Consider the following 25,705-nt stretch of genomic DNA (forward strand, 5'->3'; position numbering starts at 1 on the left):
GCCGACGCCTGCGCACCGTCACCGTCGGCGCGGCCATCGTCGGCATGGTCCTGTCGACCTCGACGGCGAACGCGGCCACCCCGACCCGGCAGAACCCGCCGGTCACCGCCGGCCCGACCCTGCCGGTGACCGCCAGCCCCGAACTGCTGCGCATCGCGGCCAACGCCCAGGCAGCCGCGCCGCTGACGCTGATCACCGGTGACCGGGTGCACGTCGGTCTGCGCGCCGACGGCAGCCCCGTCGTCCGGAGGATCGAACCCGCACCCCGATCCGACGGGAAGACCGTCACCTTCCACACCGTCACCAGACGGGGCAGCGTCCACGTCGTACCGAACGACGCGCTGGCGCTGCTCGGGCAGGGGCTGCTGGACTGGGGCCTGTTCGACCTCGCCAAGCTGGCCGCGCACGTCGCGGCGGGCACGACCGGCCGGGTGCCGGTCATCGTCACCTACACCGGGAACGTCACCGCCCGCACCGCGCGGGCCACGCCGGGCGCGGCGACGGTATCCACCCTGACCAGTATCAACGGCCAGTCCCTGACGATCGACGGGGACGGCCGGTGGTGGAACGCGCGCGGTACGACCGGCACCGCCGGCGCCGCAGCACGGGCCACGGGATCACTGACCGGGGTACGCAAGGTCTGGCTCAACGAACTCGCCCGGATCAGCCTCGACACCTCCATCGCACAGATCGGTGCCCCGACCGCCTGGCAGCGCGGCTACGACGGCTCCGGCGTGACGGTCGCCGTGCTCGACACCGGCATCGACGCCAACCACCCGGACGTGGCCGGCAAGATCGTCGACCAGGTCGACTTCACCGGGAACCCGGCCGGTGCGAAGGACGGGCACGGACACGGGACGCACGTGGCGGCCACCATCGCCGGCACCGGTACCGCCTCGGGCGGAGCACGCAAGGGCGTGGCACCGGGCGCCAGGGTCGTGGTCGGCAAGGTCTGTAGCGACGGCGGGTCCTGTCCCACCGACGCCATCATCGCCGGGATGGAGTGGGCCGCCCGGTCGGAAGCCAGGATCATCAACATGAGCCTCGGCAGCGCGCCCACCGACGGCACCGATCCGATGAGCCAGGCGCTCAACAGCCTCAGCCTCAGCACCGGACGGTTGTTCGTGGTCGCCGCCGGCAACGCCGGACCGAACAGCGGCACGGTGGGCGCGCCCGGAGCCGCCGACGAGGCGTTGACGGTGGCCGCCGTCGACAAGGACGACAAGATGGCCGGCTTCTCCAGCCGTGGGCCACGACTCGGCGACGACGCGGCCAAACCGGACATCTCGGCCCCGGGAGTCGGTATCGTCGCCGCCCGGGCCGCCGGCACCGCGATGGGTACCGTGGTCGACGAGCACTACACGGCCGCCAACGGCACCTCGATGGCCACCCCGCACGTCGCCGGTGCGGCGGCCATCATCGCCCAGAAACACCCCGACCTGGCCGGGAACGAGATCAAGGCGTTCCTGATGTCCACCGCCACGGATCTCGGGCACGACCTCTACGCCCAGGGCGTCGGCCGGGTCGACCTGGTCCGGGCCGTCGATCCGACCATCACCGCCAGCGGGCACCTGAACTTCGGCCGGTACACCTACCCGCACACACCGGTGAGCCGGACGCTCACCTACACCAACCACACCGACCAGCCGATCACGCTGACGCTGTCCCGCGCCGTCTCCTCCGGCGGGCAGCAGCCCCCCACCGGGCTGTTCACCGTCGACGCCGACCAGGTGACCGTCCCGGCGCACGGCACGGCACAGGTGACGGTCGGCCTGGACGGCACGGTGCTGGAGCACGGCGGATCCTACGGCGCCTACAGCGGGGTACTGACCGCCCGGGACGCCGACGGCGTGCTGCGGGCCTCCAACCGGATCAGTGCCTTCCTGGAACCGGAGCGGATACCGCTGACCGTCAGGGTCGTACCACCGGCCGACGCCACCGCCGTCACGTACGGCAACGCGGTGGTCATCCCGGTGGACGACAGGGTGAACCTGCACGACGACCCGGTCAGCATGCCGGGCGGCGAGCGGTTCAGTACCCCGCTGTTCGCCGGTACCTTCGCCGCCGTCGTGGCCGTGTCCTGGCGGGACGCGCGGGGCGAGGAGCACACCGCCACCCCGATGGCCGCCGAGGTGACCCTCACCAGAGCCACCACGGTGACCCTCGACCTGCGCCGGGCCAGACCGGTCGCGGTGGACACCCCGACGACGACCGAGACCTACCACGCGCTGCACCGGCTCGAACGCACCTCGGCCACGGGTGAATGGTCGATGACGGTGGAACAGGAAGCCGACTACGGTGCCCACGACCCGAACTGGTGGGTCCTGCCCACCACGAAGGTCCGTACCGGCACGCTGTCGCACCGCACGAGCTGGGTGCGGACGGTACCCACGGTCACCATGCGGGTCACCGGTGGCGGAGCATCCTTCGCCCTGCCCGTCCGCTACCCCACTCCGGACGTCTCGGTGCCCGGGGGCATCCAGGCATGGACCGAGGGGGAGAAGCAGATCAGCCGGTACGTGCGGCTGGCGGTGCCCCGCCTGCCGACCAGCGGGACGAGCACCGTCGTCCACGGTGGCAGCGGCACGGCCGCCGAGCTGGCGAGGATCGACACCCGGGGCAGGCTGCTGCTGCTCACCCCCACCGACATCTGCGCGGACGTCTGCGACTTCGAGGCGCTGCGCGAGCGGGTGGCGGCGGCTGCCGCCGCCGGTGCCACCGGCGTACTGGTCGCCGGGGCACCGGGGCTGCGTCGACTGGGCGGCCCGTCGCACCCGACGATCCCCTGCCCGGACGGGCCGCAGAGCTGCCCGGCCCCGGCACCGTACACGGCGCTGCCGGTCGTGACCGTACCCGCAGCGGAGGCCCGGCGACTCGTCGAACGCCTCGACGCCACGTCGCGGTCGGGCCGGTCGGTCCGGATCACCCTCGGCGGCAGCAGCGCACCGGCGTCGTACGTCCTCGCCTTCGACGACACCGGCCAGGTGCCGGCCGACCTGCCGTACCGGGTACGGCCCCGCGACCTCGACCGGGTCGACCACCGCTTCCATGCGGCCCGCCCCGGTGAGGTCACCGCGCTCACCTGGTTGCAGTGGGCCGACGGCCAGCCGGCTCCGCTGGCGGCGAACCTGCCGCACACCAGGACGCAGCACACCCTCACCACCTTCGTCAGCCGGCAGCGCGACGCCATCAACCAGTTCGGGCTGGCCTGGTCCGACCACGCCGGGCCGTCCGTGCTCGCCCCGGCCCGACAGGAGATCCAGGAGGTGCTGGCCGGCGGGTACCGGACGGTCCGCTGGAACACCGGCCCGACGGTGCCCGGTGCGGTACCGCAGGTCCGTACCAGGTCGGGCTTCACCGTCCAGACCGGAATGCTGTGCTCGGGTTGCCGACAGGCCGACACCTTCTACCCGAACATGTACCTGACCAGCAGCAGCGGCGCCCGGCAGGCGATGATCGGCCTGGTCAACAACACCGGCGTCGCGGAGTACGTCTTCGGGATCAGCAACTGTGAGCCGACCGCCTGCGACCTGAAGCTCTCCGACGCGTCCGGTGACCCCCTCGACCGCCGGCTGGCCCCGATCTCCTTCCGGATCGCCGCCGGTACCCCGGGCACCGTGACGTCTGGTGGGCAGCAGCGATGAGGCGTGGATGGAGTAGGGAGACGGACGCGATGAACACGACCCCGTCGTGGCTTCGGCGCAGGACGACGCTCGCCGGCCTGGTGGCCGCCGGCGTCCTCACGCTGGGATGTGCGGTCGGCGGCGACGTCGTCGCGTACGACCTGCCGGCGGAACCGGCGCGGTACACCTTCGAGGCGGAGACGAACGGCGGCCGGACGGTCTGGGAGTACACCTCGGCGCGACCGAGCGGGACGGACGTCCCGGAGTTGCAGCCCTGCATGGGTGAGGCCCTCGGGGCCGACGGCGACTGCCGGCCCGAACCGTTGATCTTCCTGCGCTACGACCTCGGCCTCGGCCTGGACGACACGGCCAGGGCCGGGGGTACCCACCGGATCACCGTCACCGGCTACTACCAGGAACGCCTCAGCGCACCACCGGAGGTGACCACGATGCGGGTGGAGGTCAGCTTCGACGGCGGAGGGACCTGGCAGCCGGTGACGACCCGGGCCGCCGGGAGGAACACCTTCACCGCGACGCTCACCCACCCGCACCGGGACCGGGCCGTCGACGGCGTCGGTCTGCGGGTCAGTGCGACCGACAGTGCCGGCAACACCGTCACGCAGACCCTCCCCACGGCGTACACGCTGCGGTGAGGATGCCACCGGGCCGGTGAGTGGGCCCGGGAACCACGGCCGGGGTGGGACGACGACGTCCTGCCCCGGCCGTCGCCGTGTCGCTGCCGGATCCGGTCGGGGTCGCGCGGGCCGCGCCGGGCGGGTCGGGGCGCTGGTCGCCGCCGCGTCCGGCCCGGTGCCGGGACACGGTGCGCGGTTTCCAGGCGTTGCCACCTCCCCGTCCGGATCCGGTCCCTCGTGATCCGCGCGGCGGCCACGAGTTTGCCTTTCTTTGCGTCCCGAAGGGCTCTTGTCCTGCACCTATGCGGCGGCTACAGTCTGCCAAAGCGCTTTGCCAAAGCGCTTTGCAAACGAAAGGACCAGAACCTTGGCTTCGATCGCAGAGGTCGCGGCGCGGGCAGGGGTGAGCCCCACCACGGTGTCGCACGCCCTGAGCGGCAAGCGGAAAGTCAGCGCCGCCGTCAAGGAACGCGTCGCCGCGGCCATGGCCGAGCTCGGGTACGTGCCGAGCCGCTCGGCGCAGAGCCTGGCCATGGGCGTCACCCGGGTGATCGCCCTGGTGGTCCCGGACATCTCGATCGGATACTTCGCCGAGCTGGCCCACGGCGTCGAGGCGGCGGCGATGCGACGGGGCTACAACGTCATCCTCTGCACCACCGGATTCGACCCGGCCCGCGAGCTGACCTACCTCCAGATGGTCCACTCACGGGCGGTCGACGGCATCGTGTACGCGGCGGGCGCCCCGCCGACCGACCAGGAACTGTCCGACCTGCTCGGCGCGATGCCGCTGGTCTTCGTCGACGAGGAGATCGAGGGGACCCGCCTCAAGTCCGTCATCTCGGACAACGAGGCGGGCGGCCGCCTGGCCGCCGAGCACCTCCTCGGACTCGGGCACCGCAAAGTCCTGATCGTCGGCGCCGAAGGGGAGCCCTTCTCCAGCTCGCGCCGGATCGCCGCGTTCCGACGGCGCTGGGAGGACGGCGGGGGAACGGTCGTCGCCACCGCAGGAGGACAGTTCACGGAGTCCAGCGGCGCGCTCGCCGTGGCCCCCCACCTCGCCACGTTCCAGACCGGTACGGCCACCGCGGTGTTCGCCGTCAACGACCTGATGGCCATCGGCGTGCTGCACGAACTGCGACAGGCCGGCGTCCGGGTACCGGAGGACGTCTCCGTCGTCGGCTTCGACGACGTCATGGCGGCGAAGTACTGCTTCCCGTCGTTGACGACCATCCGCCAGGACGTCCCCGCCCTCGGTCAGGTCTCCACCGACACCCTGATCGACGCCCTCGAAGGCGCGGCCGAACTCGACGGTGACCAGCTCCGGCTCCCGGTCGCGCTCGTGGTGCGGGACTCGACCGGCCCGGTGCAAGCGGGTCGGCGATGAACGGACAGCCCGGACCCGGCGGAAAGAACCCCCGCCACGCGGTGTTCTTCGGCGACGTCGCCATGGACGAGTACTACCGGACGCCGCACTTCCCGGTCGCCGGTGACAAGGTCATCGTCCGGCCCCTCGAACCACAGTTCGGTGGCATGGTCGCCAACTCGGCGGCGATCTTCGCCAACTACGGCGTACCCACCTCCTTCATGTCGCAGCTCAACCCGGGTGACCTGACCCGGCGGCTGCTCGCCCAACTGGAAGCGGTGGGACTGGACACCCGCTTCGTCATCCTCGACGAGGACGTGCCCGACTCACGCTGCATCATCCTGCTCGCCGACGACCAGCACATCGTCCTGATCCCCACCCTCGGTATCACCCACACCGAGATCACCCCGGCGGCGTTCGACCACATGGCCGCCGCCGCGTACCTGGTCACGACCGTGACCGACGCGACCCCGTTCCGGATGGGGGAACGGGGCGCCGGTGAGGTCCTGGCCGACATCCGGGCCGCCGGCACGAAGATCGTCATGGACCTCGACGTCTACAACCTCGAAAACCACCCCTCACCCCTGATCGACCACTGCGACATCGTCTTCATGAACGCGATCGGGTACCAACGGTTCCGCAGCTGCGGCCAGAGCATCCAGGGCCTGCTCGACCGGGGCACCCTCGCGGTCGTCGTCACCGGCGACAGCGCCGGCTGCCGGGTGCACGCCCAGGGCGACGCGTTCGACGTCGCCGGCCACCAGGTCGACGTCGTCGACGTCACCGGCGCCGGGGACACCTTCACCAGTTCCTTCCTCTACTCCTACCTGGTCTCCGAGGACCTGCGGTACGCGGCGGAATTCGCCAACGCCGCAGCGGCGCTCTCGGTGGGCAAGGTCGGAGCCCGCGGCGGAATGCTCGCCGAAGCGACGGTCCTCGACTTCATGGCCCGCACCGGCCGGCTCTCCCCCCTCCCACAGCCTCAACGCGTCACAGAGGAGTCCTCGTGTCGACCCAGTCCCTGATCTCCCGCTACGGGCGGCTGACCATCTTCATGATCCCCATCGGCATCGCGATCAACTTCGTCGGCGGACAGCTCGCCCTGCTGCTGAAACTGCCGGTGTACCTCGACAGCATCGGCACGATCCTGGTGGGAGCCCTCTGCGGCGGCATCCCCGGCGCCCTCGTCGGGCTCATCTCCAACGGCATCAACTCCATCACCTCCCCACCCACCCTGGCCTTCGGCGTCCTCAGCGTCATCTTCGGCCTGCTGGCCGGCTGGCTCGGCAAACGGGGCGTGTTCACGGTCTTCTGGAAGACCCTGGCGAGCGCGATCCCCTTCGCGCTCATCGGCGGCGTACTCGGGGCGCTCATCACCCTCTGGGTCTTCGGCGGACTCGCCGTCGGCGGGGGAGCCCTCGTGGTCGGCGCGCTCATGGCCACCGGCATGGACGTCACGACCGCGAACTTCGTGGCCCAGGTACCCATGGACTTCCTCGACAAGGTGCCCACCGTGCTGGCGGTCTTCGTGGTCCTGCGGGGCATCCCCCGGCGCATCTACGCCAAGCTGCCCCTCGGCGAGGTGTACCTGCGCGCCCGGGGCGTCACCCCGGCACCGGCCTTCACCGCGTCGCGGCCGGCCCCCGGCGGGCAGATGTGAACCCGCTGCTGCCCGGCGGCGCCGGCGCCACCTCGGACGGGACCTTCGGCGGTGTGGTGTCGTACGGCAACCGGGTACGTGACATGCACCCGTTGAACGTGGCCGTGGTGCTCGCCTGCATCAGCCTGCTGGCGCTGGTGACACCCCGTCCCGTCGGCCTGGTGGCCGGATGCGTGGCCTTCCTCGGGCTGGCCGTGGCCGCCGGCGTGGGCGTCCCCTTCGCCCGGCTCTACGCGAAGCTCCTGCTGGGGGTGGGCCTGGTGCTCTTCGTGCTCCGGGCCGCGTTCGCCGACGGCAACCAGGTGCTCTTCGAGTGGGGACCGCTGGCCCCGACCCGGGAGGGCGTCCGCGACGGCACGGACTTCGCCCTGACGGTCATGGTGCTCTGCGGCGCGCTGACCCTGTACTTCGCCCTCGTGCCGATGAAGACCCTCATGCTGGCGCTGGAACTGAGGGGGATGCCGCCGCAGGCGACGTACATCCTGCTCGCGTCCTTCCAGGCGATCAGCGACCTGAGCCGCAGCGCCCGCGTCGTGATGGACGCGCAGCGGTCCCGGGGCATCGAGACGGAGGGCAACCTCTGGGTACGCGCCAAGGCGTTCCTCCCCGTCCTGGCCCCGGTGTTCATCACCGCCCTCAACCAGACGGAGGAACGCGCCGTCGCCCTCGACGCCCGCGCCTTCAACTCGGGTATCCCGCACACCCATCTCCTCCAGTTGCGGCCGACGCCCACCTGGGAGCGGGCCGCGACGACGCTCGTGGCCGCCGGGTGTCTGGCAACGATCGGAGTGCGACTGCTGTGGACCTAGCGAACCTCCGCGACGTCACGTTCACCTACGCCTACGCCGACAGCGCGGCCCTGGAGGGTGTCACCCTGCACCTTGAGCGCGGTCAGCTCTACGGGGTCGTCGGGACCAACGGCAGCGGCAAGAGCACCCTGTGCAGCCTGCTGCGCGGGCTGATCCCGCACTTCCACAAGGGCACGGTCGAGGGGACGGTCGAGATTCTCGGCCGTAACCTGGCCGACTGGAACCCCGCCGAACTCGCTCGGACCATCGGCTGCGTCTTCGACAACCCCTTCACCCAGATCAGCGGCATCAAGGACACCGTCTTCGAGGAGATCGCCTTCGGCCTGGAGAACCTCGGCGTCAGCCGGAGCGACATCGTCGACCGGGTCACCTCCATCAGCGACCGGCTGGGCATCACCGCGCTCCTGCCCAAGAACCCCAACGGGCTGTCCGGCGGACAGCGGCAGAAGGTCGCCTTCGCGTCGATCATCGCCATGGACGCCGAGGTGCTCGTCATCGACGAGCCCACCTCCCAGCTCGACCCGCAGTCCTCGCAGGCGGTCTTCGAGATCATCGCCGACCTGAAGGACCGGGGTAAGTCCATCGTGCTCGTCGAGCACAAGATCGACCTGATGGCCCGGTACGCCGACCGGCTCGTCGTGATGCACGCCGGGAAGGTCGTCGCCGAAGGCCCCACCCGGGAGATCCTCGCCGCACCCGCCGTCGACGCCGCAGACGTACCGCGACCCGAGGTGACCGACCTCGCCTTCGCCCTGGAGTCCGTCGGCAAGGGCCTCGGCACCATCCCGGTCACCCGTCCGCAGGCCGAGGCGGCGATCGCCGCGCGGATGAGAGGAGCGCAGGTCCATGCCCATCACGTTGCATGACGTCCACCACGCGTACCCCGACGGCACGCTGGCCGTGCGGGGCGTGGACCTCACCGTCGACCGGGGCGAGCGGCTGGCCATCGTCGGCCAGAACGGCGCCGGCAAGACCACCACGGTCAAACTCATGAACGGCCTGCTCCGGCCGACCCGGGGCACCGTCACCATCGACGGGCAACCCACGGCGGGCCGGACGACCGCCCGGATCGCCCGGCAGGTCGGGTACGTCTTCCAGAACCCCGACGACCAGATCTTCGCCGGTGACGTCCGGACCGAACTCACGCTGGTGCCGAGGTACCTGCGCTGGGACGCCGCGTACACCGCCGAACGGGTGACCCGGGCGGTCGACCTGACCGGGATCGCCCCCCACCTCGACAGCAATCCCAACGACCTGCCCTTCCCGGTCCGGAAGTTCGTCGCCATCGCAGCCATCCTGGTCGGGACGTGCGACTACGTGATCCTCGACGAACCGACGGCGGGACTCGACCGGCCGGGCACCCGGCAACTGCTCGCCCTGATGGACCGGCTGCGCGACGAGGGAATCGCCGTCGTCACCATCACGCACGACATGCGGTTCGTCGCCGACGCCTTCCCACGCGTCGTGGCCATGGCCGACGGGACCGTCATCGCCGACGGAACCGCCGCCGACGTGTTCGCCGACGACGACGTGCTGGCCCGCTCGCAGCTCCAGCGACTCGAAGTGGCCCAGCTCGCCCGCAACCTCCACCTCACCGACCGGGCGATCCGCATCGACGACGTGCTGCACCTGATCCCCTGACCGCCCGCCACCCGGTACACCGCTTCAGAAGGAGACCTTCCGCATGCCCCAGCGCCCCTTCCTCGACGAGTTCGACAGCCAGCTCCCCGTCTTCGCCATGCTGCACCTCAGCGGCGACACGGCGGCGGAGAAGCTGGACCTCGCCAAGCGGGAGATCGACGTCCTGTGGTCCGAGGGTGTGGACGCCGTGATCGTCGAGAACTACTTCGGTGACGTCGACGACGTGGAGAACGTCCTGCGGTACCTCACCGAATCGGCACCGGAGGTCCGGTTCGGGATCAACATCCTGCGCCAGGACTGGACCGCGTTCGAGCTGGCCCGGCAGTTCCACGCCCTGTTCATCCAACTGGACTCGGTGGCCGGACACCTGCCCCCGGACGACGACGGGACCTTCGCGGCCCGCCTCGCCGCCGAACGGGAGCAGACGACCAGCCACGTGCTCGGCGGCGTCCGCTTCAAGTACCAGCCGTACCTGTCCGGCCGCTCGCTGGAGGAGGACCTCAGCCTCGCCCGGGCACGGTGCGGGGCGGTCGTCGTGACCGGCGACGGCACCGGGATGGAGACCCCGCCGGAGAAGATCGAGCAGTTCCGGCGTCTTCTCGGTGACGACTTCCCCCTTGTCGTCGGCGCCGGGGTCACCCCGGCGAACTGCGTAGACCAACTGGCCCACGCGGACGCGGTCATCGTCGGCAGCTACCTCAAGGACACGTACACCGACACCGGTACCGTCGACCGCGGCCACGTCCGGGAGTTCGTCCGGGCGATCCGCGAGGTGCCGTCCCGCCGTGCCCTGACCCGGGCGGCGAACGGTGCCTGACCACCCCGGTCCGGCGACCCCGGGCGGACGCGCCCTTCCCGACGAACCGCCGGACGAACTGGTGGAGGCCCAACTGCTCGCCATCCGGGCGGCCGAGACCATCGCCGCGTCCGCGCGACCGGGCGAGTCCGAGGTTGTCGTGCACCGGCGGGCCGGCGAGATCCTCCGTGACCTGGGCGCCACCGGTGTGTGGAGCCCCACCACCGTCGGCTTCGGCGCCGGGACGCTGAGCTGCTTTCCCACCGACCTCCCCGGCGACCGCAGCCTGTGGAACCTCGACCTCGGTATCGTCGACGTCCACCCGGTCACCGCCCGTGGCGGGTGGGGGGACTGCACCCGCACCCTCCAGCAGGGTGCGAACCCCGCCCAGCAGGCGGCTCGGCAGGCGGTGGAGCGGATCCACGCCGCCGTACTCGCCGCCGCCACGCCCGGCATGCGCGCCTGCGACCTCTTCGCGGTGTTCCAACAGGAACTGGCCAGGACGCCCTACCTGCTGCTGGACCGGCTGTCCAACATCGGCCACTCCCTCGGCGCCGGCACCTCGTACGACGAGGGGTACCTCGACGCGTGGAACACGACCGAACTGCGGGGCGCGTGGGCCGTCGAGCCGTTCATCGGCAACCATCTCTACGGAGTCAAACGCGAGGACGTCGTCTGGTTCGGCAGGACCCGGTGCCAGGTCATCGCGCCCTAGCAACCCACGACCCGTCGGTGGGGCAGGGTGGCCGGCTCGCCCCGGTCACCCTGCCGGCCGGATCACTGCGGCTGGGCGATGTCGACCATCCACGGGATGCCGAACCGGTCGACGCACATGCCGTACAGGTCGCCCCACATCTGCTTCTCCAGCGGCATCATGACGTTGCCACCGTCGGACAGCCTCTCCCACGCCTCCTCCAGGCCCTCGCCCGGATCGCCGCTGAGGCTGCACGTGATCGTGTCACCGGGGCGGTACGACATGCCGGGCGCCGTGTCGGAGGCCATCAGGACGTAGCCCCGGTCGGTGGTGAGCATCGCGTGCATCACCTTGTCCATCATGACGGGATCGGACGAGCCGAAGTCACCGAAGGTGTTGATCTGCAACTGCCCGCCGAACACCGAGTGGTAGAACTCCATGGCCTCGCGGGCGTTGCCGTCGAACGTGAGGTACGGGTTGAGTCGGGTTGTCATCCGTCAGGCTCCCTGGGCTGTGTGAGCGTGTCACCGTCGGACGTTAGACGCAGCCACCGACAGAAGAGGGCATTCCCGGCACCGACCCCCCGATCAGGCTGACCGACCGCCGGGCCCGGCCGGCGGTCTTCGCCGCCCGCCCGATCGGTAGCGGCCTGACACGGCAGTGCGGTTGCAGGTCAGGTGCGGTCACAACTCCGCCGGAACGCGGGGCGAGTGGACGGCCAACCGGGAGTGATTCTCGCGAAGCCCGAGCAGTACCACTATCCCCGCCAGGAAGTAGGCTGCGCCCTGGGTGGCGATGACCGGCACGATGCCGACACGTTCGCCGAGAGCGCCCGAAATGATCGTCCCGATCAGCATCGCCGCACCCTTCAAAGCCGCCATGGCGCCGAAGATGCGACCACGGTTGTCGTTCGTCGTGGCGTTCTGGAATACGGTGATCGCGCCAGCGGTGAGGAATGCGGCGGGTAGCCCGACGAGAGCTATGAGCAGTGGCGAGGGCCAGAGCACCTTTGCGGCCAGCGGATAGAGAAAGAGAACGAGGTCCAAGACGCCGAAGACGAGCGCACCCCAGCCGAACATCGCTCGTGGTGAGAAGCGGTGACCGATGGCCGTCGCGACGAGGCCACCGACGATGCCGCCGACCGACTGGGCTGCCATGATGACGCCGAAGGCCTGGGAGTCCCCGCCGAGCACGTCCCGGACGAACGGTGCGATCAGCGTACCCATGATCGCTTCGCCGACACCGGTGACCAAAGTGAAGAGGAAGAAGACCCTGAGGGCCCTGCTGGCGCGTACGCTGCGTAGGCCCTCGATCCATTCCCGCACCACGTCCAGACGAGTCGAGACGGCTGGTGCCTGCCGTTTCTGCATGCGCCACAGGAGCCCGGCCGCGAGTGCCAAGATTGACATGTTGGTGATGCTCAGTCCGGCTGTACCGCCGAGACCTCCGATGGTTCCACCCAGTGCTGCCCCGACGAGGCGCGCGATGTCACGTACCTGAGCGTTCAACGAATTGATGGTGACGAGCTGATCTTCTTTCTTCACCAGGGACGGTAGTAGCGCTGCCTCCGACGAGATGAAGAAGGGTGCCAGGCTGCTCTGCACCACGATCACGAGATAGACCAGCCATACTCTGCCTGCGTCGTTCACGACGAGCAGGGGGGTCAGGGCTACAATCATCACGAGGTGGGAGATGGCCATCGTGCGGCGGCGATCCCACCGGTCGGCGAAGACACCGGCGATTGATCCGAGAAGCAGCTGAGGCAGCAGTGACGCCATCACCGAGGCTGCGGAGGCCAGGGTGGACCCGGTCAGGAGATAGATCTGATAGGCGAGCCCGGTGCGCAGGATCCATTCACCGGTCAGAGAGATCATGTTGGCCGTGAGCAGTAGCTTGAGGTCCCGGTTGTTCTCAAGTGCCCGATAGAGCTGTCGCATGTCAGCCGCCAGAGGGTGTCGTGGGCAGTAAGGTGGCGACGGCCGTCGGAATGAGTCGACAGGGTGAAACCGGCGTCGATCCGGAACTTGCAGTAATCGGCTTGAGAAGCAAGCCGCACCACCTCCCAGATGTGTGACCGAACCGTGCCGCGTTACTGCTCGACGTCCCTGTGGAGCCCGGCATACGCCCGTTGCCTAGACGCCTGTCGTTGATTCGGGCAGAGCCTTGCGGTCCACCTTGCCATTGGCATCGAGGGGAACGGCATCGATCTGGACGAAAATGGCCGGGACGAGATAGCTCGGTAGCAGCCGCTCCAGCCATGCACGCAGTTCCGCGGTCCGTGGCGCAGCCGGACCCGACGGCACCAGGTAGGCCACGAGCTGATTGTGCCCGTGCGCGTTCGGGCGGGCCACCACGACAGCGTGCTCGATCCCGGGGTGCTCGGTCAGCTTGTGCTCCACCTCGCCGGTCTCCACCCGGTAACCATGGATCTTCACCTGGTCGTCAAGCCGCCGCAGGAACTGCAGGTTTCCGTCACTGCGCCAGTAACCGCGGTCGCCGGTGCGGTACATCCGCGCGCCAGGGACTGCGGAGAACTCGTCGGGCAGAAAGGACTGCGCGGTGCGCTCCGGCATGTTCAGGTAGCCGCGGGCCGGGCAAACCCCGCCGATGAAGATCTCACCGGCCACGCCCGGCGGGACCGGATTGAGGTGTTCATCGAGGACATACATGGTGGTGTTCGGGATTGCCCGGCCGATCGGTACCGTATTGGTCCCCACCGGCCCGGTCGGGGTGTAGATCGAGTTCGCGACTGAGGCCTCGGTGGGGCCGTACTCGTTGAGGATGTCCGAGTCCGGCGCTAGGCGCCGCCAGCCATCGAGAATGTGCGTGGGGAACGAGTCCGCACCCACGGCGAGTACGCCGGCCAGGCGGGCGGCGTCAGCCGGCAGCAACTGCTGGGAGAGCAACTCCAGGTGCCCCGGGGTCATCTTGATGAAGCTGAAGGGCGCCAGTTCGAGCAGGTGCCCGGCCAGATCCTCCAACAACAGGTCGTCCGGAAGCAGGTGCACCGCCTGGCCGAGGACCAGGGGGGTGTAGAGGTTCGGCACGATCATGTCGAAGCCTACCGAGGAGAACAGCGGCGCCCCGCCGTCACCGTTGTACGCGTAGCGCCTGGCACAGAAACCCAGATAGTTCACCAATCCACGGTGGTGGCAGGCAACACCCTTGGGGCGCCCGGAGGAGCCGGAGGTGTATATGACGTACGCGAGCTGGTCGGGATGGCTCGCCGCGTTTAGATTGTCGCCGTCACGGGTCGTGATCGAGGCCGCTTCACGCTCCAGCACGCAAACGTTGTCCTGGCCCTCCACGAGATGGTGCAGGCTTTCCTGCACGACGAAGCACACCGGCCGGGCGTCCTCGATCATGACCTTCAGCCGCTCGGACGGATTGTCCGCGGCTAGCGGAACATAGGCGGCACCGGTCTTCATCACCGCCAACAGTGTGACCACCAGGTCCAGCGAGCGGCTCACGGCCACCGCGACCAGGTCCTCGCGCCGTACACCGCGGTCGACCAGGTGGCGGGCGAGCCGGTTGGCGCGGGCATTGAGCGCCTGGTACGTAAGGGTTTCGTCCCGGTAGGTGGCGGCGACGGCGAACGGGGTCGACGCCGCCTGCCGCTCGATGAGACCGTGGATCGTCCCTTCGCCGGTGAAGCAGGCATCGATGCCGCCGAGACGATTGGTGTTGAACCCGTGGACGACTTCGGTGTGCTCGGCGTCGCCGAGGATCCGTACGTCGGCGAGCCGCCGCCCGGGATCGTGCGCGAACACCTGGCACAGGGTGCGCAGATGACCGGCGATACGCTCGACCGTCCTGCTGCCGAGCCGCGAGCGCTGGTGACGCAGGGAGAAGCGCAGCCGCTCCTCGGCCTCCTCGACCAGGAGCAGTAGCGGGTAGCCGGTGCCGTCAGGTGTCTCGCGCTCCCGGACCCCGGTGCCCGCCTGGGCGGGCGAGTACCGGGCGACGACCATGGTGTCGAACAGTTGCGTGCCCTCGGCGAGTCCGGTGTACCCCTGGATCTCGGCCGGTGGCGCATACCCGTGCTGCCGTACCCGTGACAGGTCCTGTTGCAGGCTCTGCAGCCAGTCGGCAAAGGTGACCCGCGACGCGACCGACACCCGAACCGGCAGCGGGTTGGCGAAACGGCCGTGCTCCACGCCGGACAGCTCTGTTGGGCGCCCGGACATGGCCGATCCGAAAAGAACGTCGCGTCTGCCTCCGTACCTGGCGAGCAACAGTGCCCAGAAGCCGTGTACGAGCGTGTCGAGGGTGAGGCCGGCCGACCGCGCCGACCGCCTCAGGGTGTGGAGGAGGTCGCCGGTGATGTCGAGCGGGACATCGCTCACGGTGTCGTTGCCCGGCTCCCCGCCGGGCTCGAACAGTTCCAGCCGCGCCGGCTCGGTGACGCCGGCGAGGTAGTCGCGCCAGAAGTTCCGGATGGCGGTCCCGAGCCGGCCTCCGGTCGGGGGGGACACGCCCTCCGCCTCGGGCACCGACGACAGCGCCAGCGGGGCCCCCGCAGGTCCGTGGAGCGTGTGCACCTGAGCGCCGATCAGTTCGAGCGCCTGGTTGGCAAGGTCAGCGGGAAGTGCGGCGCCGCTACACATCACCTTCCGTACGACGCCCTTCAGTCGCGACACGGTCGGCTCGTGGAGAATCTCCGCCAGCGCGGTCGGTGTGAGGTGGACCCTGCTCACCTGCTCCGCCGCCACGAGTGAGACCACGTCGGCGGGACTGCGGTTCTCCTCCCGCCCCGGAATGACCAGCCGCGCGCCGGTGACGAGCGGCCAGAGCAGCTCCCGCACCCACGCCTCGTACGTGCACGGCTGGATCTGGGCCACCACGTCACCGCACGAGAGCGGCCAGGTACGCTGCCACGACGCCAGGCAGTCGACGACGCTTCGATGCGACACGCACACGCCCGTCGGGCTGCCGGTGGTGCCGGACCTGTACCTGACGTAGACGGGATCGTCCGGGATGGGTACGCGGTCCGGCTGTGGTGCGCCCACGGATCCGTCGGCCAGCGACAGCTCGTCGATGTCGCCGACCGGTATCGGGTCGGTCCAGACACCAGACAGCGCACCGTGCGTCAATACCATCTCGGCGGCGGAATCGGCGAGCACACCTGACAGGAAACCAGCCGGTTGCTTCGCATCCAGCGGTACGTAGACACCGCCCGCCTTGAGGATGCCGAGTAGTCCGACCGTCAGTGACAGGCTGGGTTCGGCGCACAGGCCGACCGCGGTTCCCGGGCCGACGCCGCGGGCGTGCAGTGTCCGCGCGAGCCGGCGGGCCCGCGTGTCCAGCTCGACGTAGGTCAGCGTCCGGCCGTCACAGGTGACGGCGGGCCGGTCCGGCGTCCGCGTCGTCTGGGCCGTGAAGAGGCTCGACAGCGTGGCGTCAGCGGGGATCGGGGTGGGGACCGCAGTGACTTGCTCTGCCATGGCTGCACGATGCCGCGCTTCGGGTATCCCGCCCCTATCCCGGTGCTATCTCCGTCCGCCCGGATCATGGCCCTGAAGGTGACGACGTTCATGGAAGAAGCACGATAGGTCGCGGCCATATGGTCGGGGCCCCACGGGTTGCCGGGATGTCGGACCCTGCTGACATGATGCGATCGCCGGCCCGGGACCGTCGGTGGTTCGCGGCTGCTCCAGGATCACGAGCGGGTCCGCCACCGCTGCTGATCGGGGGATCGCGCGTCGTCAACCCGTCGCGCATCATCCGCAGGCGCGGTCGGCCCGCATCACCGCACTCCGCCTGTCGCGCCAACTCCTGTGGCTGTACCTGATGGCCGGATCGGTACGCCGACCGCCGGGTCGCCCCGGACAGCCGCGCCAGCCACTCCGCGAGCGGTCTCCTGGTCGAGGCGCTCGTCCTGGCGACCGAGGATCCGATCCAGCTACCCCGTTGCCTGCGTGCGGTCCAGACCGGACCGGTTGACGGCGGCCCAGTCGACAGCGTCGCCGCGGACCCACGCGTGGGCGGCGGCGACCAGCAGCGCGGCGACCGAGCCGTGCTGGCCGGTGCGGGTGCGAACTGCGGAGAGCACCACGGCGTCACGGGCCCTTGCTCGATCCGGATGCTGATTGGCCAGCGAGCGCAGCATCTGCCCGGGGCCCAGCTCGACCGCGAGAACGCGCGGCAGGCGCCACATCTCGGTGAGGTTGTCGAAGAACCGGATCGTGTTGCACGCATGCCCGGCCCAGTACCGGGCGTCCGTGGCCTCGGCCGACCCGATCCAGGTGCCGGAGACGTTGGAGAGCACAGGCAGGGCCGGTGGCTGCAGGTCGACCTCGGACAGCAGCTGCTGCAGCGGAGGCTCGACCGACGCCATCAGTGACGAGTGGAAGGCGTGCCGGGTCGGCACCGGGAGCGTTGCCACACCCAGGGCCGTGCAGCGCCCCGTGAAGTCGGCGACGGCGTCGGTTGCGCCGGAGACGACACACTGTGCAGCCCCGTTGACCGCAGCGAGGGACAGACTGCCGCCGTACTCCTGAAGGGGGGTGGTGAGGTCGTGCCGGCTTGCGTTGACCACCAGCATGGCGCCGGGTGGAGCTTCTTCCATGAGCTCCGCCCGTGCCGCGACCAACCGGAGCGCATCGTGGAACGAGAACACCCCCGCCAGACAGGCCGCGATGTACTCGCCGACGCTGTAGCCCACCATGCCACCGGGTGTGAGGCCCCAGGACATGAGGAGCCGGGCCAGGCAGTACTCGACGGCGAATACGACGGGCTGGGAGAAGCGGGTCTGATGCAGCTGGCTCGAGCTGTCACCACGCGCTTTCAGAGCGGCGAGCAGGCTGACGTTTCGCTCCGGTTCCTCGCTGCAGCCAGGGGGATACAGCAGTTCCCGGATGTCCAGGCCGAGCGCGGGCCGCAGCACGTCCGCTGCCTCGTCCAGGGTGTCGCGGAAGACGCGCAGCCTCTCGTAGGCGTCACGGGCCAGGCCGGGGTGATGGTCCCCGACGCCGGGGAACAGGAACATGGTGGTGCGTTCCGCCTCATCCGCGACGGCCTCGCCGTCGACGACGAGACCCGGGTCGGGCTCGGTCAGCAGGACGCCGGCGTGGACCGGTCCACGCGCGACCACGACCCGCCGGAACCGGCCCTCCGCCACCGAGTGCGGTGCTTCTGGTAGGCGAAGAGCAGCCTGTTGGCAGAGGTGGTCCAACGCGGTCAGCGAGTCGGCGGCGAACGGGTAGGCCCGCCAGGTCGGTTCGATATCGGTCATCGTCGTGAGCTCTCAGAGTGCGGGCGGGATCGGGAAGCCGATCGCCGCGAGGAAATCGGGCAGGAACGTCGCGGCCAGACCGATGTTGGCCATCACCACGAGGCCGTCGCCGCTCTCCACATCCATGGCGGTGAAACACTGGAAGGTGTCGAGGTCACCGGGGTGGCCGAACCACAGGGATCCCCTGCCGGGTTTGAGGATGGTGCCGAGTCCGAAGCCCACACCGTTGCGGGGGCTGAGCATTCGCAGCGCGAGGTCGCGGTCGAGTATGACGCCGCCCTGACCGTGCACGCTGCGGTAGATGTCCTGTGCGACCCGGGCGAGATCGGTCGGCGTGGTCCAGAGGCCGCCGGCGGCCAGCTCGTGGAAGGTTCTCCAGCGGGTGTCGGCCGGGCTGCCGTCGGGGGTGTGGCCGACCGCCACGTTGGTCCGGTCGACGGGATCGCCGTAGCTGCTGTGCGTCATCCCGAGTGGGTCGAGGACCAGTTCCTGCATCACGTCCGTGAACGGTCGGCCCGTCACTACGGTCACCAGACGTTGCAGCACCGCATAGTTGCCCGACGAGTAGTGGAAGTCGTCGTCCGCTCTACGTACCAGGTTGAGGGTCGGCTGCTTGCTCGTGTCGATGATCGGGATCTCGTCGAGCCCGGAGGTGTGGCGGAGCAACTGCTCCAGCGTCACTGGTCGGTCCGCCAGGCCAGGCAGGTCCGGCAGATGTCCGCGCAGGTCCGATTCCAGATCCAACACCCCGCGCCGTACCAGTCCCAGCACGCCCAGCGCGGTCACATGTTTGCTGACCGAACAAGCGCGGTAGGCGGTCTCCGGTCCCACCGGTACCCCGGCCTCGGCGCGCGTGGAGCCCTCGCTCCAGGCCTCGGCGAGCCTGCCACCGGAGAGCAGCGCGACGCTCACCCCCGCGACCCGGTGCCGGGTCCGGGCCTCGGTGATCGCCGGTGCTGCCGGGAAGAGCCGCCAGTGCCGTTCCGCCCTGGTCTCGGCAGCGGCGGGGTGGTTACCCGCGGCGACGATCTCACGTAGCTCTGCCAGAAAGCGGTCGGCCAGTGCCTGAATCGTCCCGTGGCGGTGCACGTTCGTCGAATAGTTCCAGGTGATCTGTAGGTACCGGCCGTCGATCGAGGCGTCGACATCAAGCAGGTAGGGCCGCAATGTGGAGGGATCGCGGGCCACCGACTGGTCGTCGGCGAACCGGTACCAGCCATTGGAAGTGGGCAGTTCACCCTGCCGGCCGTGGTAGTTGAACGCGACCTGGGCGTGTGGTCGCTGCTCGCTCACGGCACCCCGCAGATAGCGGGCGATGCCGTAGCCGACCCCGTGATGCGGGGTGCAGCGGACTGCCTCGGCGACCGCGGTCACGCAGGCGTGGACATCGGAAGGGTCCGGCAGGTTCACGGTCAGCGGATGGATGCTGGTGAACCAGCCGACGGTACGGGACAGGTCGATGTCGGGGCGTAGTGGCACGCGCCCGTGCCCTTCGATGTCGATCAGCGCGCTTCCGCCCCCGGACCAGCCGGCCAGTGTGCGTGCCAGCGCGGTGAGCAGCAGGACATGCGGCGGTGCGCCGTAGGTCTCCTGCGCCCCGTGGACCAGGGCAGCGGTGTCGCTCGCGGGTACCACGGTCTCCACCGAGCTGAGCGAGCTTTCTGTGTTGACGCCGGCGAGGTCCTGCGGCAGGCGGTGCGGCGCGGGCCCGGCCGGCTCCCAGCGCGGAAGCTCCTCGGCCATGGCTCGGCTTCCGGCATGCGCCACCAGGTGGTGCGCCCATTGCCGCAGGGATGTCGTGGCAGCGGGCAGGACGGCGTCGCCGCCACTGGCCAGCTGGTCGTAGGCGGACCAGAGGTCGTCGAGGATGATCCCCCACGACACCGTGTCCACTGCAAAGTGATGGATCACGATTGCCAGCCGGTCGGCGAGTCCGCGCGGTGCGCGGATCAGGGCCGCGCGCAGCAACGGTCCCCGGCCCAGATGGACGCTCTGGTGCAGCTCGTCGGTGATCTCCCTGATCCGCCAGGTCCACAGCGACCGGGGTGCGTCCGCCAGGTCGATCAGCCGGACGAGGGCGTTCTCCTCCCGCTCGGCGGCGTGCTGTCGCCATGCCGGACCGTCCTGGCTGCACCGCAACCTCAGCGCCTCATGCTGGGCGACCACCGCCTGGAAGGCACGCGCCAGTACCGACTCGTCCACCCTGACCGACAGGTCGAGCTGCCGCGACTGGTTGAAGTGGTGCGGATTGCCGACATGGCTGAAGAACCAGTGCTGTATCGGGGTCAGCGGGATGTCGCCGCCGGCCGCACCGGCGTCGGACGGCGTGTCCACCGTCGGTGTCTCACCGTCGACCGCTGCGGCGAGGTCGGCGAGCACCGGGAACTCGTTGATGTGCCGGATGCTGATGGGCAGTCCGGCCCGACGCCCCTCGGCCACCACATGGAAGGCGAGAATGGAGTCGCCCCCCAGGTCGTAGTAGTCGTCCTCCGGCAGTACCGGGCCGGTCTCCAGTAACCGGGCCCAGATGTCCGCGAGAATGTCCAGCGTGTCTGCGCTCGTACGCGCTGATGCTGTCTGCGTACCAGCGATGATCTCGGCGAGGGTCGTATCTGACTGCGCCGCCGCCACGACCGAGAGCAGCCGGGCGAACTCGTCGAGTAGCCGCGCGGCTTGCGCATCGTCGTGATGGCTGAGCCAGTACTCAAGGTCGAGCGACAGGTCGGCGTCGAGTTTCACCTTGCACACCAGGGGGTGGAAGGGGCGGCCCGGCTCACCCTCGACCGGGGTGATCCGCAGGCCGTCGCGCGGCCGCAGGTCTTCGCCGGGCGTTTCGAACGTGAAGACGGCGTCGAACAGCCGCTGCCCGGCCGGCAGTCCAATCGCACGTTGGATATCCGCCACCGACTGCGGTGGCCGGTTCTGCTGCTCCAGCAGAGTGCTCTGGAGCCCGTGCAGCCAGTCCTGGAGCGTACTGTCCGGGGTCACCCGTACGCGAGTCGGCACCGTGTGCAGCAGCAGACCGACCATCCGCTCCACGCCCGGTATGTCCATGCCACGCCCGGACAGGACGGTACCGAAGACGACGTCGTCGTGGTCGGGTCGAGTGAGCGCCAGACCCCACACCCCGAGCAGTACGGCATGCGACGTCACCCGGTGGAGCCGTGCCGTGTCCCGCAACGCCTCCACCAGGTCCTGCGGCAGCACGACCCGACGGCTGCCCCAGCCGGTGTCGTCCTTGGGCTCACCGACGGCCGGCCGGTAACCAGAGAGCAATTCGCGCCAATAGTCAGCGCCGGACTGCCTGTTGCGCTGGATCCAGTCGATGTAGCCCCGGAACGGCACTGCTGGCGGAACCTGACCGTCCGAGTAGAGGTCCAGGACCTCGTTCAGCACGACCTGCTGGCTCCATCCGTCGATCACCAAGTGGTGTGTGGTCCACACCAGACGGTGTTCGGTATCAGCCGTCCTGACGAGGGTCAGCCGGAGCGGCGGGGTGGTCAGGCCGAGGCCGCGCGCTTCGTCTTCGGCCAAGACCCCGTCCAGCCAGGCCGCCCGATCAGGCTGAGGCACCGCGCGGCCATCGAGATGGCGTACCTCCAGTGGCGGGGCCTTGAGCACCACCTGCACCGGGTGGCGCAGGCCCTCCCACCGGAAACAGGCCCGCAGCATGGGATGACGGCCGGCGACCTGCTGCCATGCCGCGACGAACGCGTCGACGTCCAACGCCCCGGTGATCTCCCAGACGTACTGGCGGAAGTACTCGTCCTTGGCCGGGGAGGCGAGCCGGTCGAAGAGCATGCCCAGCTGTAGCGGTGACAGTCGGTATACGTCCTCTACCCCACCGTCCTCCTCGTTGAAGGAAGCCAGCAGCATGGCGGTCTCCTTGTCGCCAAGACCCGCCAGCGGGTAGCGGGCCTTCGCCGGCGGCGGTGCAGGCAGCGGTGGCGTCGTCGAACGGACGGCATTGTCCTGCGTCACGGCGATCAGTCGCGCAATGGTCTGCTGCTCCAGCACATCCCTGGAGGTGAACGTCAGTCCCACCGGGCGGGCGAGTGCCACGACGCGGACGGACAGCAGCGAATCGCCGCCGAGCGCCAGAAAGTTGTCGTGGATGCCCACGTTCTGGTGACGCAGTACCTGCGACCAGATGTCGGCCAAGGCCCGCTCCGCTGGCGTGCGGGGAACGACATGGTCTCCTGAACCACCGTCCACGGGAAGATGCTTCCGCACCGGCGGTGCAGGACGCGGCACCGTAGCCTCGCCTACGACGCGGCCGGGATCCGCCACCGCCGCACGGAGTACCTCGACGAAACCGGCCAGCAGATTGGCCGCGGTCTGCGGGCGCATCCGGCCGCGCTGGTACTGCGCCTGCAAGGTCAGGCGATCGTCCAGAAAGGCGCCCACCGCCAGTGGATAGCCCACCTCGATCGGGGTGGGTACCGCGTTGGCCTCCGTACCGGCCGGGGTCCAACCGTCCGGCGAGGGACCGGCCTCGAACTGGAAGATGCTGTCGAACAGGGTGCTACCGGCCGCCAGTTCGCTACACCGTTTGACGTCCACCAGCGAGCTGTTGGCGTGGCTCTGCAACTCGGCCACGGCCACGCCGGTACGGCTCATCAGCTCCGACATCGGCCTCGCCGGATCGATGGTGACCCGTAGCGGCAGCGTGTTCATCACCATGCCCACAACGTGGTCGAGACCGGGCAGATCGCCGTAGCGGCCGTTGACGATCGTGCCGAACACGATGTCCGGGCCGCACCCGTTGCGGTAGAGGGTGACCGCCCACGCGGCATGTACCACGGCACCGACCGTCACACGGCAGCGCCGAGCGAGGTCCCGTAGTTCCCTGGCCAGGGAATCGTCGACTACCAGGAGCTCCACGGCCGATCCACCCGTACCGCCGGTGGGCCCGTCGAAGGGCAGGGGAGTGGGCTCGGTGATTCCCTGCAGGTGCTGTCGCCAGAAGGAGGTGTCACCCCGGCGGCGGCGTTCCTCCCGCCACGCCACCCAGTCGCGCAGCGCCACCACCGGCGGCAGTTCGGGTACCGGCTGCCCGGACCGTAGCGCCTCGTAGACCGCGAGCACCTCGTCCAGCACCCGGCCCCGGCTCCAGCCGTCGAGCAGCAGGTGATGTGTCCGCCAGGTGAACCGGTACGTACCGGAGCCGTTCGGCGTCAGGGTGAAACGGTGCGGTGGGGCGGCGAGGTCAACGCCGTCGTCGGCCGCGGGCGCGGCGGTCTCGATCCGGACCGGCAGGTTACGGCACACCACCTGGACCGGATGCGGCAGCCCCTCCCACAGGAAGCGGCTACGCAGTGCCGGATGGCGGTCCACGACGATCTGCCACGCCCGGCCGAGCGCGTCGGCACTGACATCGCCCTGCAGGTCATAGACGTGTTCCTGGACGTACGGCCGGCCTGTGGGGTCGGCGAGGACGGTGAAGAGCATCCCCTCCTGCAACGGCGACAGCGGGTAGACATCCTCCACCTCGTCCGGGCCGAAGTGCCTCAGTACCCGATCGAGCGCCCGCTCATCCAGCCCTGCCAGTGGGAACTCGACCGGGTCGCCGCCGTCGAGTGCGGTGGCCAGCTCCGCGATCGTCTGGTGTCTGAGCAGCATCGGCGGAGACAACGGCAGTCCGCGCTGCTGCCCGACACTGGCGATCTTGATGGCCAGTAACGAGTCGCCACCGATGTCGAAGAAGTTGTCGTACACGTCGACGTCGTCGCGGCCCAGCACCTCCGTCCACACCGCGGCAATCCTGGACTCCGCCTCGGACCGCCGGGACGTCGCCCGCGGTCGCTGCCGAATGGATGCCGGGCGCACGTCGCCCGCACCGACCGGTTGACGCGGGTTGGCGGCGACCCGCCGGGTGAACGCCTCCAGCGCCCCCAGCATCGCCGCCGCCGTCTCCTCGCGGAAGAGGTCGGTGGCATAGTTCAGGTCCAGCTCGATGGACTCACCGCGATCCGTCGCGGAGAGAGTCAGGTCCATCTTGGAAGAGCCGGTCGCCAGGTCCATACGCTCGATCCGAACGCCGGGCAGGTTCCAGCGCCCGTCACCGGACTCCAGATACTTGAACATCACCTGGAAGAGCGGGTTGCGTGACGGGTCACGTTCAACCCTGAGTGCCGAGATCACCTGCTCGAAGGCGACGTCCTGGTGGGTGAGCGCGTCCAGCACCTGCCGCCGGGTCCGCTCGACGGTTTCCGTGAACGAGGGGCGCTCCCGCAGATCGAACGGGACGGCGACGGTGGTGGAGAAGAGGCCGAGGGACGACTCGGTCTGCGGGACACCGCGTCCGGCCGCCAACGAACCGACCGCGAAGCTACCCTGCCCGGCGTACTCGCTGAGGAAGGACCCGAAGACAGCCAGCATGAGGGTGAACGGCGTGGTGCCGTGCTGCCGGGCGAGGTCGCGCAGTTGTCCGCTCAGCTCCGGGTCGAGGAGACGCCGCACCGCCGCACCGCGGTACGACGGGTTGACCGGTCGGGGGCGGTCAGTGGGCAGGTGCAGACGTGTGTCGACCCCGGACAGGGCCGCGCGCCAATGGTCGAGGTGGGCCCCGATCCGCTCAGGGGTGAGCTGGCCGCGCAGCCAACTGGCGTAGTCGGCGAACTGTACCTCCACGGGAGCCAACCGGGGGGCGTCTCCTTCGGTCCGTGCCCGGTAGAGTTCGCACAGCTCTCGGGCGAGCAGCCCGCAGGACCACTCGTCGGCAATGATGTGGTGCAGGTGCAGGAGCAGGGCGTGGTCCTGCTCGGCCAGTCGCAGCAGCGTGGCCCGAACCAGCGGACCACGGGACAGGTCGAAGCCCTTCGCCAGCTCCTCACCGACGGCCTGCACCACCTGCTCCGGGGCGGCGTCGCGCACCACGAAAGCGGTGCTCTCATGGGGCACCACCCGCTGCTCCGGTTCGCCGTCACGCTCCACGAACACCGTGCGCAGAACCTCGTGGCGCTCCACGACCTCGGTGAACGCGGCCCGCAGGGCCGCCAGGTCGAGCGGGCCCCGCAGGCGTACGGCGTCGTACACGCCGTAGAGCGCGTTGTCGGTCAGCATCCGGTCCACCACCCACAGGCCGTGCTGGGCCGGGCTGAGCGGAGTCGGCTCCCCGGCCGGGCGAGGCGGTATCGAGTGGGCATCGCTCGCCTCACCGCGTAGACGCCTGGCGACGAGCGCGCGGCGAGCGGTTGCGGCCGGGTCGGTGTCCGGGTCGGCTGAAGTGGTTGCCATTGCTGATCCTC

Annotated in this window: 15 protein-coding genes; 10 read left to right on the top strand and 5 right to left on the bottom strand. The window is 69.6% G+C overall.

Features of this window, described 5'->3' with window-relative positions:
- The 10 genes from GSF22_RS00005 to GSF22_RS00050 all read left to right on the top strand — a co-directional run.
- Positions 1-3,644 (top strand): S8 family peptidase (locus tag GSF22_RS00005; RefSeq protein WP_208810485.1); only part of this gene is annotated, 3,644 nt, incomplete at its 5' end.
- 29 nt (positions 3,645-3,673) lie between these two features.
- Positions 3,674-4,276, top strand: coding sequence for a hypothetical protein (locus tag GSF22_RS00010; protein ID WP_208810486.1), 603 nt, complete (start codon positions 3,674-3,676; stop codon positions 4,274-4,276).
- A gap of 349 nt (positions 4,277-4,625) precedes the next feature.
- Positions 4,626-5,642, top strand: a complete 1,017-nt coding sequence (locus GSF22_RS00015; RefSeq protein ID WP_208810487.1) for a LacI family DNA-binding transcriptional regulator — start codon at positions 4,626-4,628, stop codon at positions 5,640-5,642.
- Complete coding sequence (locus GSF22_RS00020; protein WP_208810488.1) at positions 5,639-6,646, top strand: carbohydrate kinase family protein; 1,008 nt, start codon at positions 5,639-5,641, stop codon at positions 6,644-6,646. Before GSF22_RS00015 ends, GSF22_RS00020 begins: the two co-directional genes overlap by 4 nt.
- The gene (locus GSF22_RS00025) at positions 6,628-7,281 is read left to right on the top strand and encodes a hypothetical protein (RefSeq protein WP_208810489.1); all 654 of its coding nucleotides are present in this window, start codon (positions 6,628-6,630) and stop codon (positions 7,279-7,281) included. Before GSF22_RS00020 ends, GSF22_RS00025 begins: the two co-directional genes overlap by 19 nt.
- The gene (locus GSF22_RS00030) at positions 7,278-8,090 is read left to right on the top strand and encodes an energy-coupling factor transporter transmembrane component T (protein ID WP_208810490.1); all 813 of its coding nucleotides are present in this window, start codon (positions 7,278-7,280) and stop codon (positions 8,088-8,090) included. The genes GSF22_RS00025 and GSF22_RS00030 overlap by 4 nt, the downstream gene beginning before the upstream one ends.
- The gene (locus tag GSF22_RS00035; protein WP_208810491.1) at positions 8,081-8,956 is read left to right on the top strand and encodes an energy-coupling factor ABC transporter ATP-binding protein; all 876 of its coding nucleotides are present in this window, start codon (positions 8,081-8,083) and stop codon (positions 8,954-8,956) included. The genes GSF22_RS00030 and GSF22_RS00035 overlap by 10 nt, the downstream gene beginning before the upstream one ends.
- Complete coding sequence (locus GSF22_RS00040; RefSeq protein WP_208810492.1) at positions 8,937-9,731, top strand: energy-coupling factor ABC transporter ATP-binding protein; 795 nt, start codon at positions 8,937-8,939, stop codon at positions 9,729-9,731. Before GSF22_RS00035 ends, GSF22_RS00040 begins: the two co-directional genes overlap by 20 nt.
- A gap of 43 nt (positions 9,732-9,774) precedes the next feature.
- A complete protein-coding gene (locus GSF22_RS00045; RefSeq protein ID WP_208810493.1) occupies positions 9,775-10,548 on the top strand; it encodes a BtpA/SgcQ family protein in 774 nt (257 codons plus the stop codon).
- Positions 10,541-11,242: a M24 family metallopeptidase gene (locus GSF22_RS00050; protein WP_208810494.1), complete on the top strand. Its 702-nt coding sequence runs from the start codon at positions 10,541-10,543 to the stop codon at positions 11,240-11,242. The genes GSF22_RS00045 and GSF22_RS00050 overlap by 8 nt, the downstream gene beginning before the upstream one ends.
- Before the next feature lie 62 nt (positions 11,243-11,304).
- Here GSF22_RS00050 and GSF22_RS00055 read toward each other — a convergent pair whose 3' ends face one another.
- From GSF22_RS00055 to GSF22_RS00075, 5 genes are all read right to left on the bottom strand, one after another.
- The gene (locus GSF22_RS00055) at positions 11,305-11,715 is read right to left on the bottom strand and encodes a VOC family protein (protein ID WP_208810495.1); all 411 of its coding nucleotides are present in this window, start codon (positions 11,713-11,715) and stop codon (positions 11,305-11,307) included.
- 189 nt (positions 11,716-11,904) lie between these two features.
- Positions 11,905-13,158, bottom strand: a complete 1,254-nt coding sequence (locus GSF22_RS00060; RefSeq protein WP_208810496.1) for an MFS transporter — start codon at positions 13,156-13,158, stop codon at positions 11,905-11,907.
- Positions 13,159-13,353: 195 nt separating this feature from the next.
- Positions 13,354-16,665, bottom strand: coding sequence for an amino acid adenylation domain-containing protein (locus GSF22_RS00065; protein ID WP_208810497.1), 3,312 nt, complete (start codon positions 16,663-16,665; stop codon positions 13,354-13,356).
- A 458-nt stretch (positions 16,666-17,123) separates the two neighbouring features.
- Complete coding sequence (locus tag GSF22_RS00070; RefSeq protein ID WP_208810498.1) at positions 17,124-18,455, bottom strand: acyltransferase domain-containing protein; 1,332 nt, start codon at positions 18,453-18,455, stop codon at positions 17,124-17,126.
- A gap of 12 nt (positions 18,456-18,467) precedes the next feature.
- Positions 18,468-25,694, bottom strand: a complete 7,227-nt coding sequence (locus tag GSF22_RS00075; RefSeq protein ID WP_208810499.1) for a condensation domain-containing protein — start codon at positions 25,692-25,694, stop codon at positions 18,468-18,470.
- Positions 25,695-25,705 lie beyond the last annotated feature (11 nt).

Source organism: Micromonospora echinofusca (assembly GCF_017614955.1).
Classification (GTDB): Bacteria; Actinomycetota; Actinomycetes; order Mycobacteriales; family Micromonosporaceae; genus Micromonospora; species Micromonospora echinofusca_A.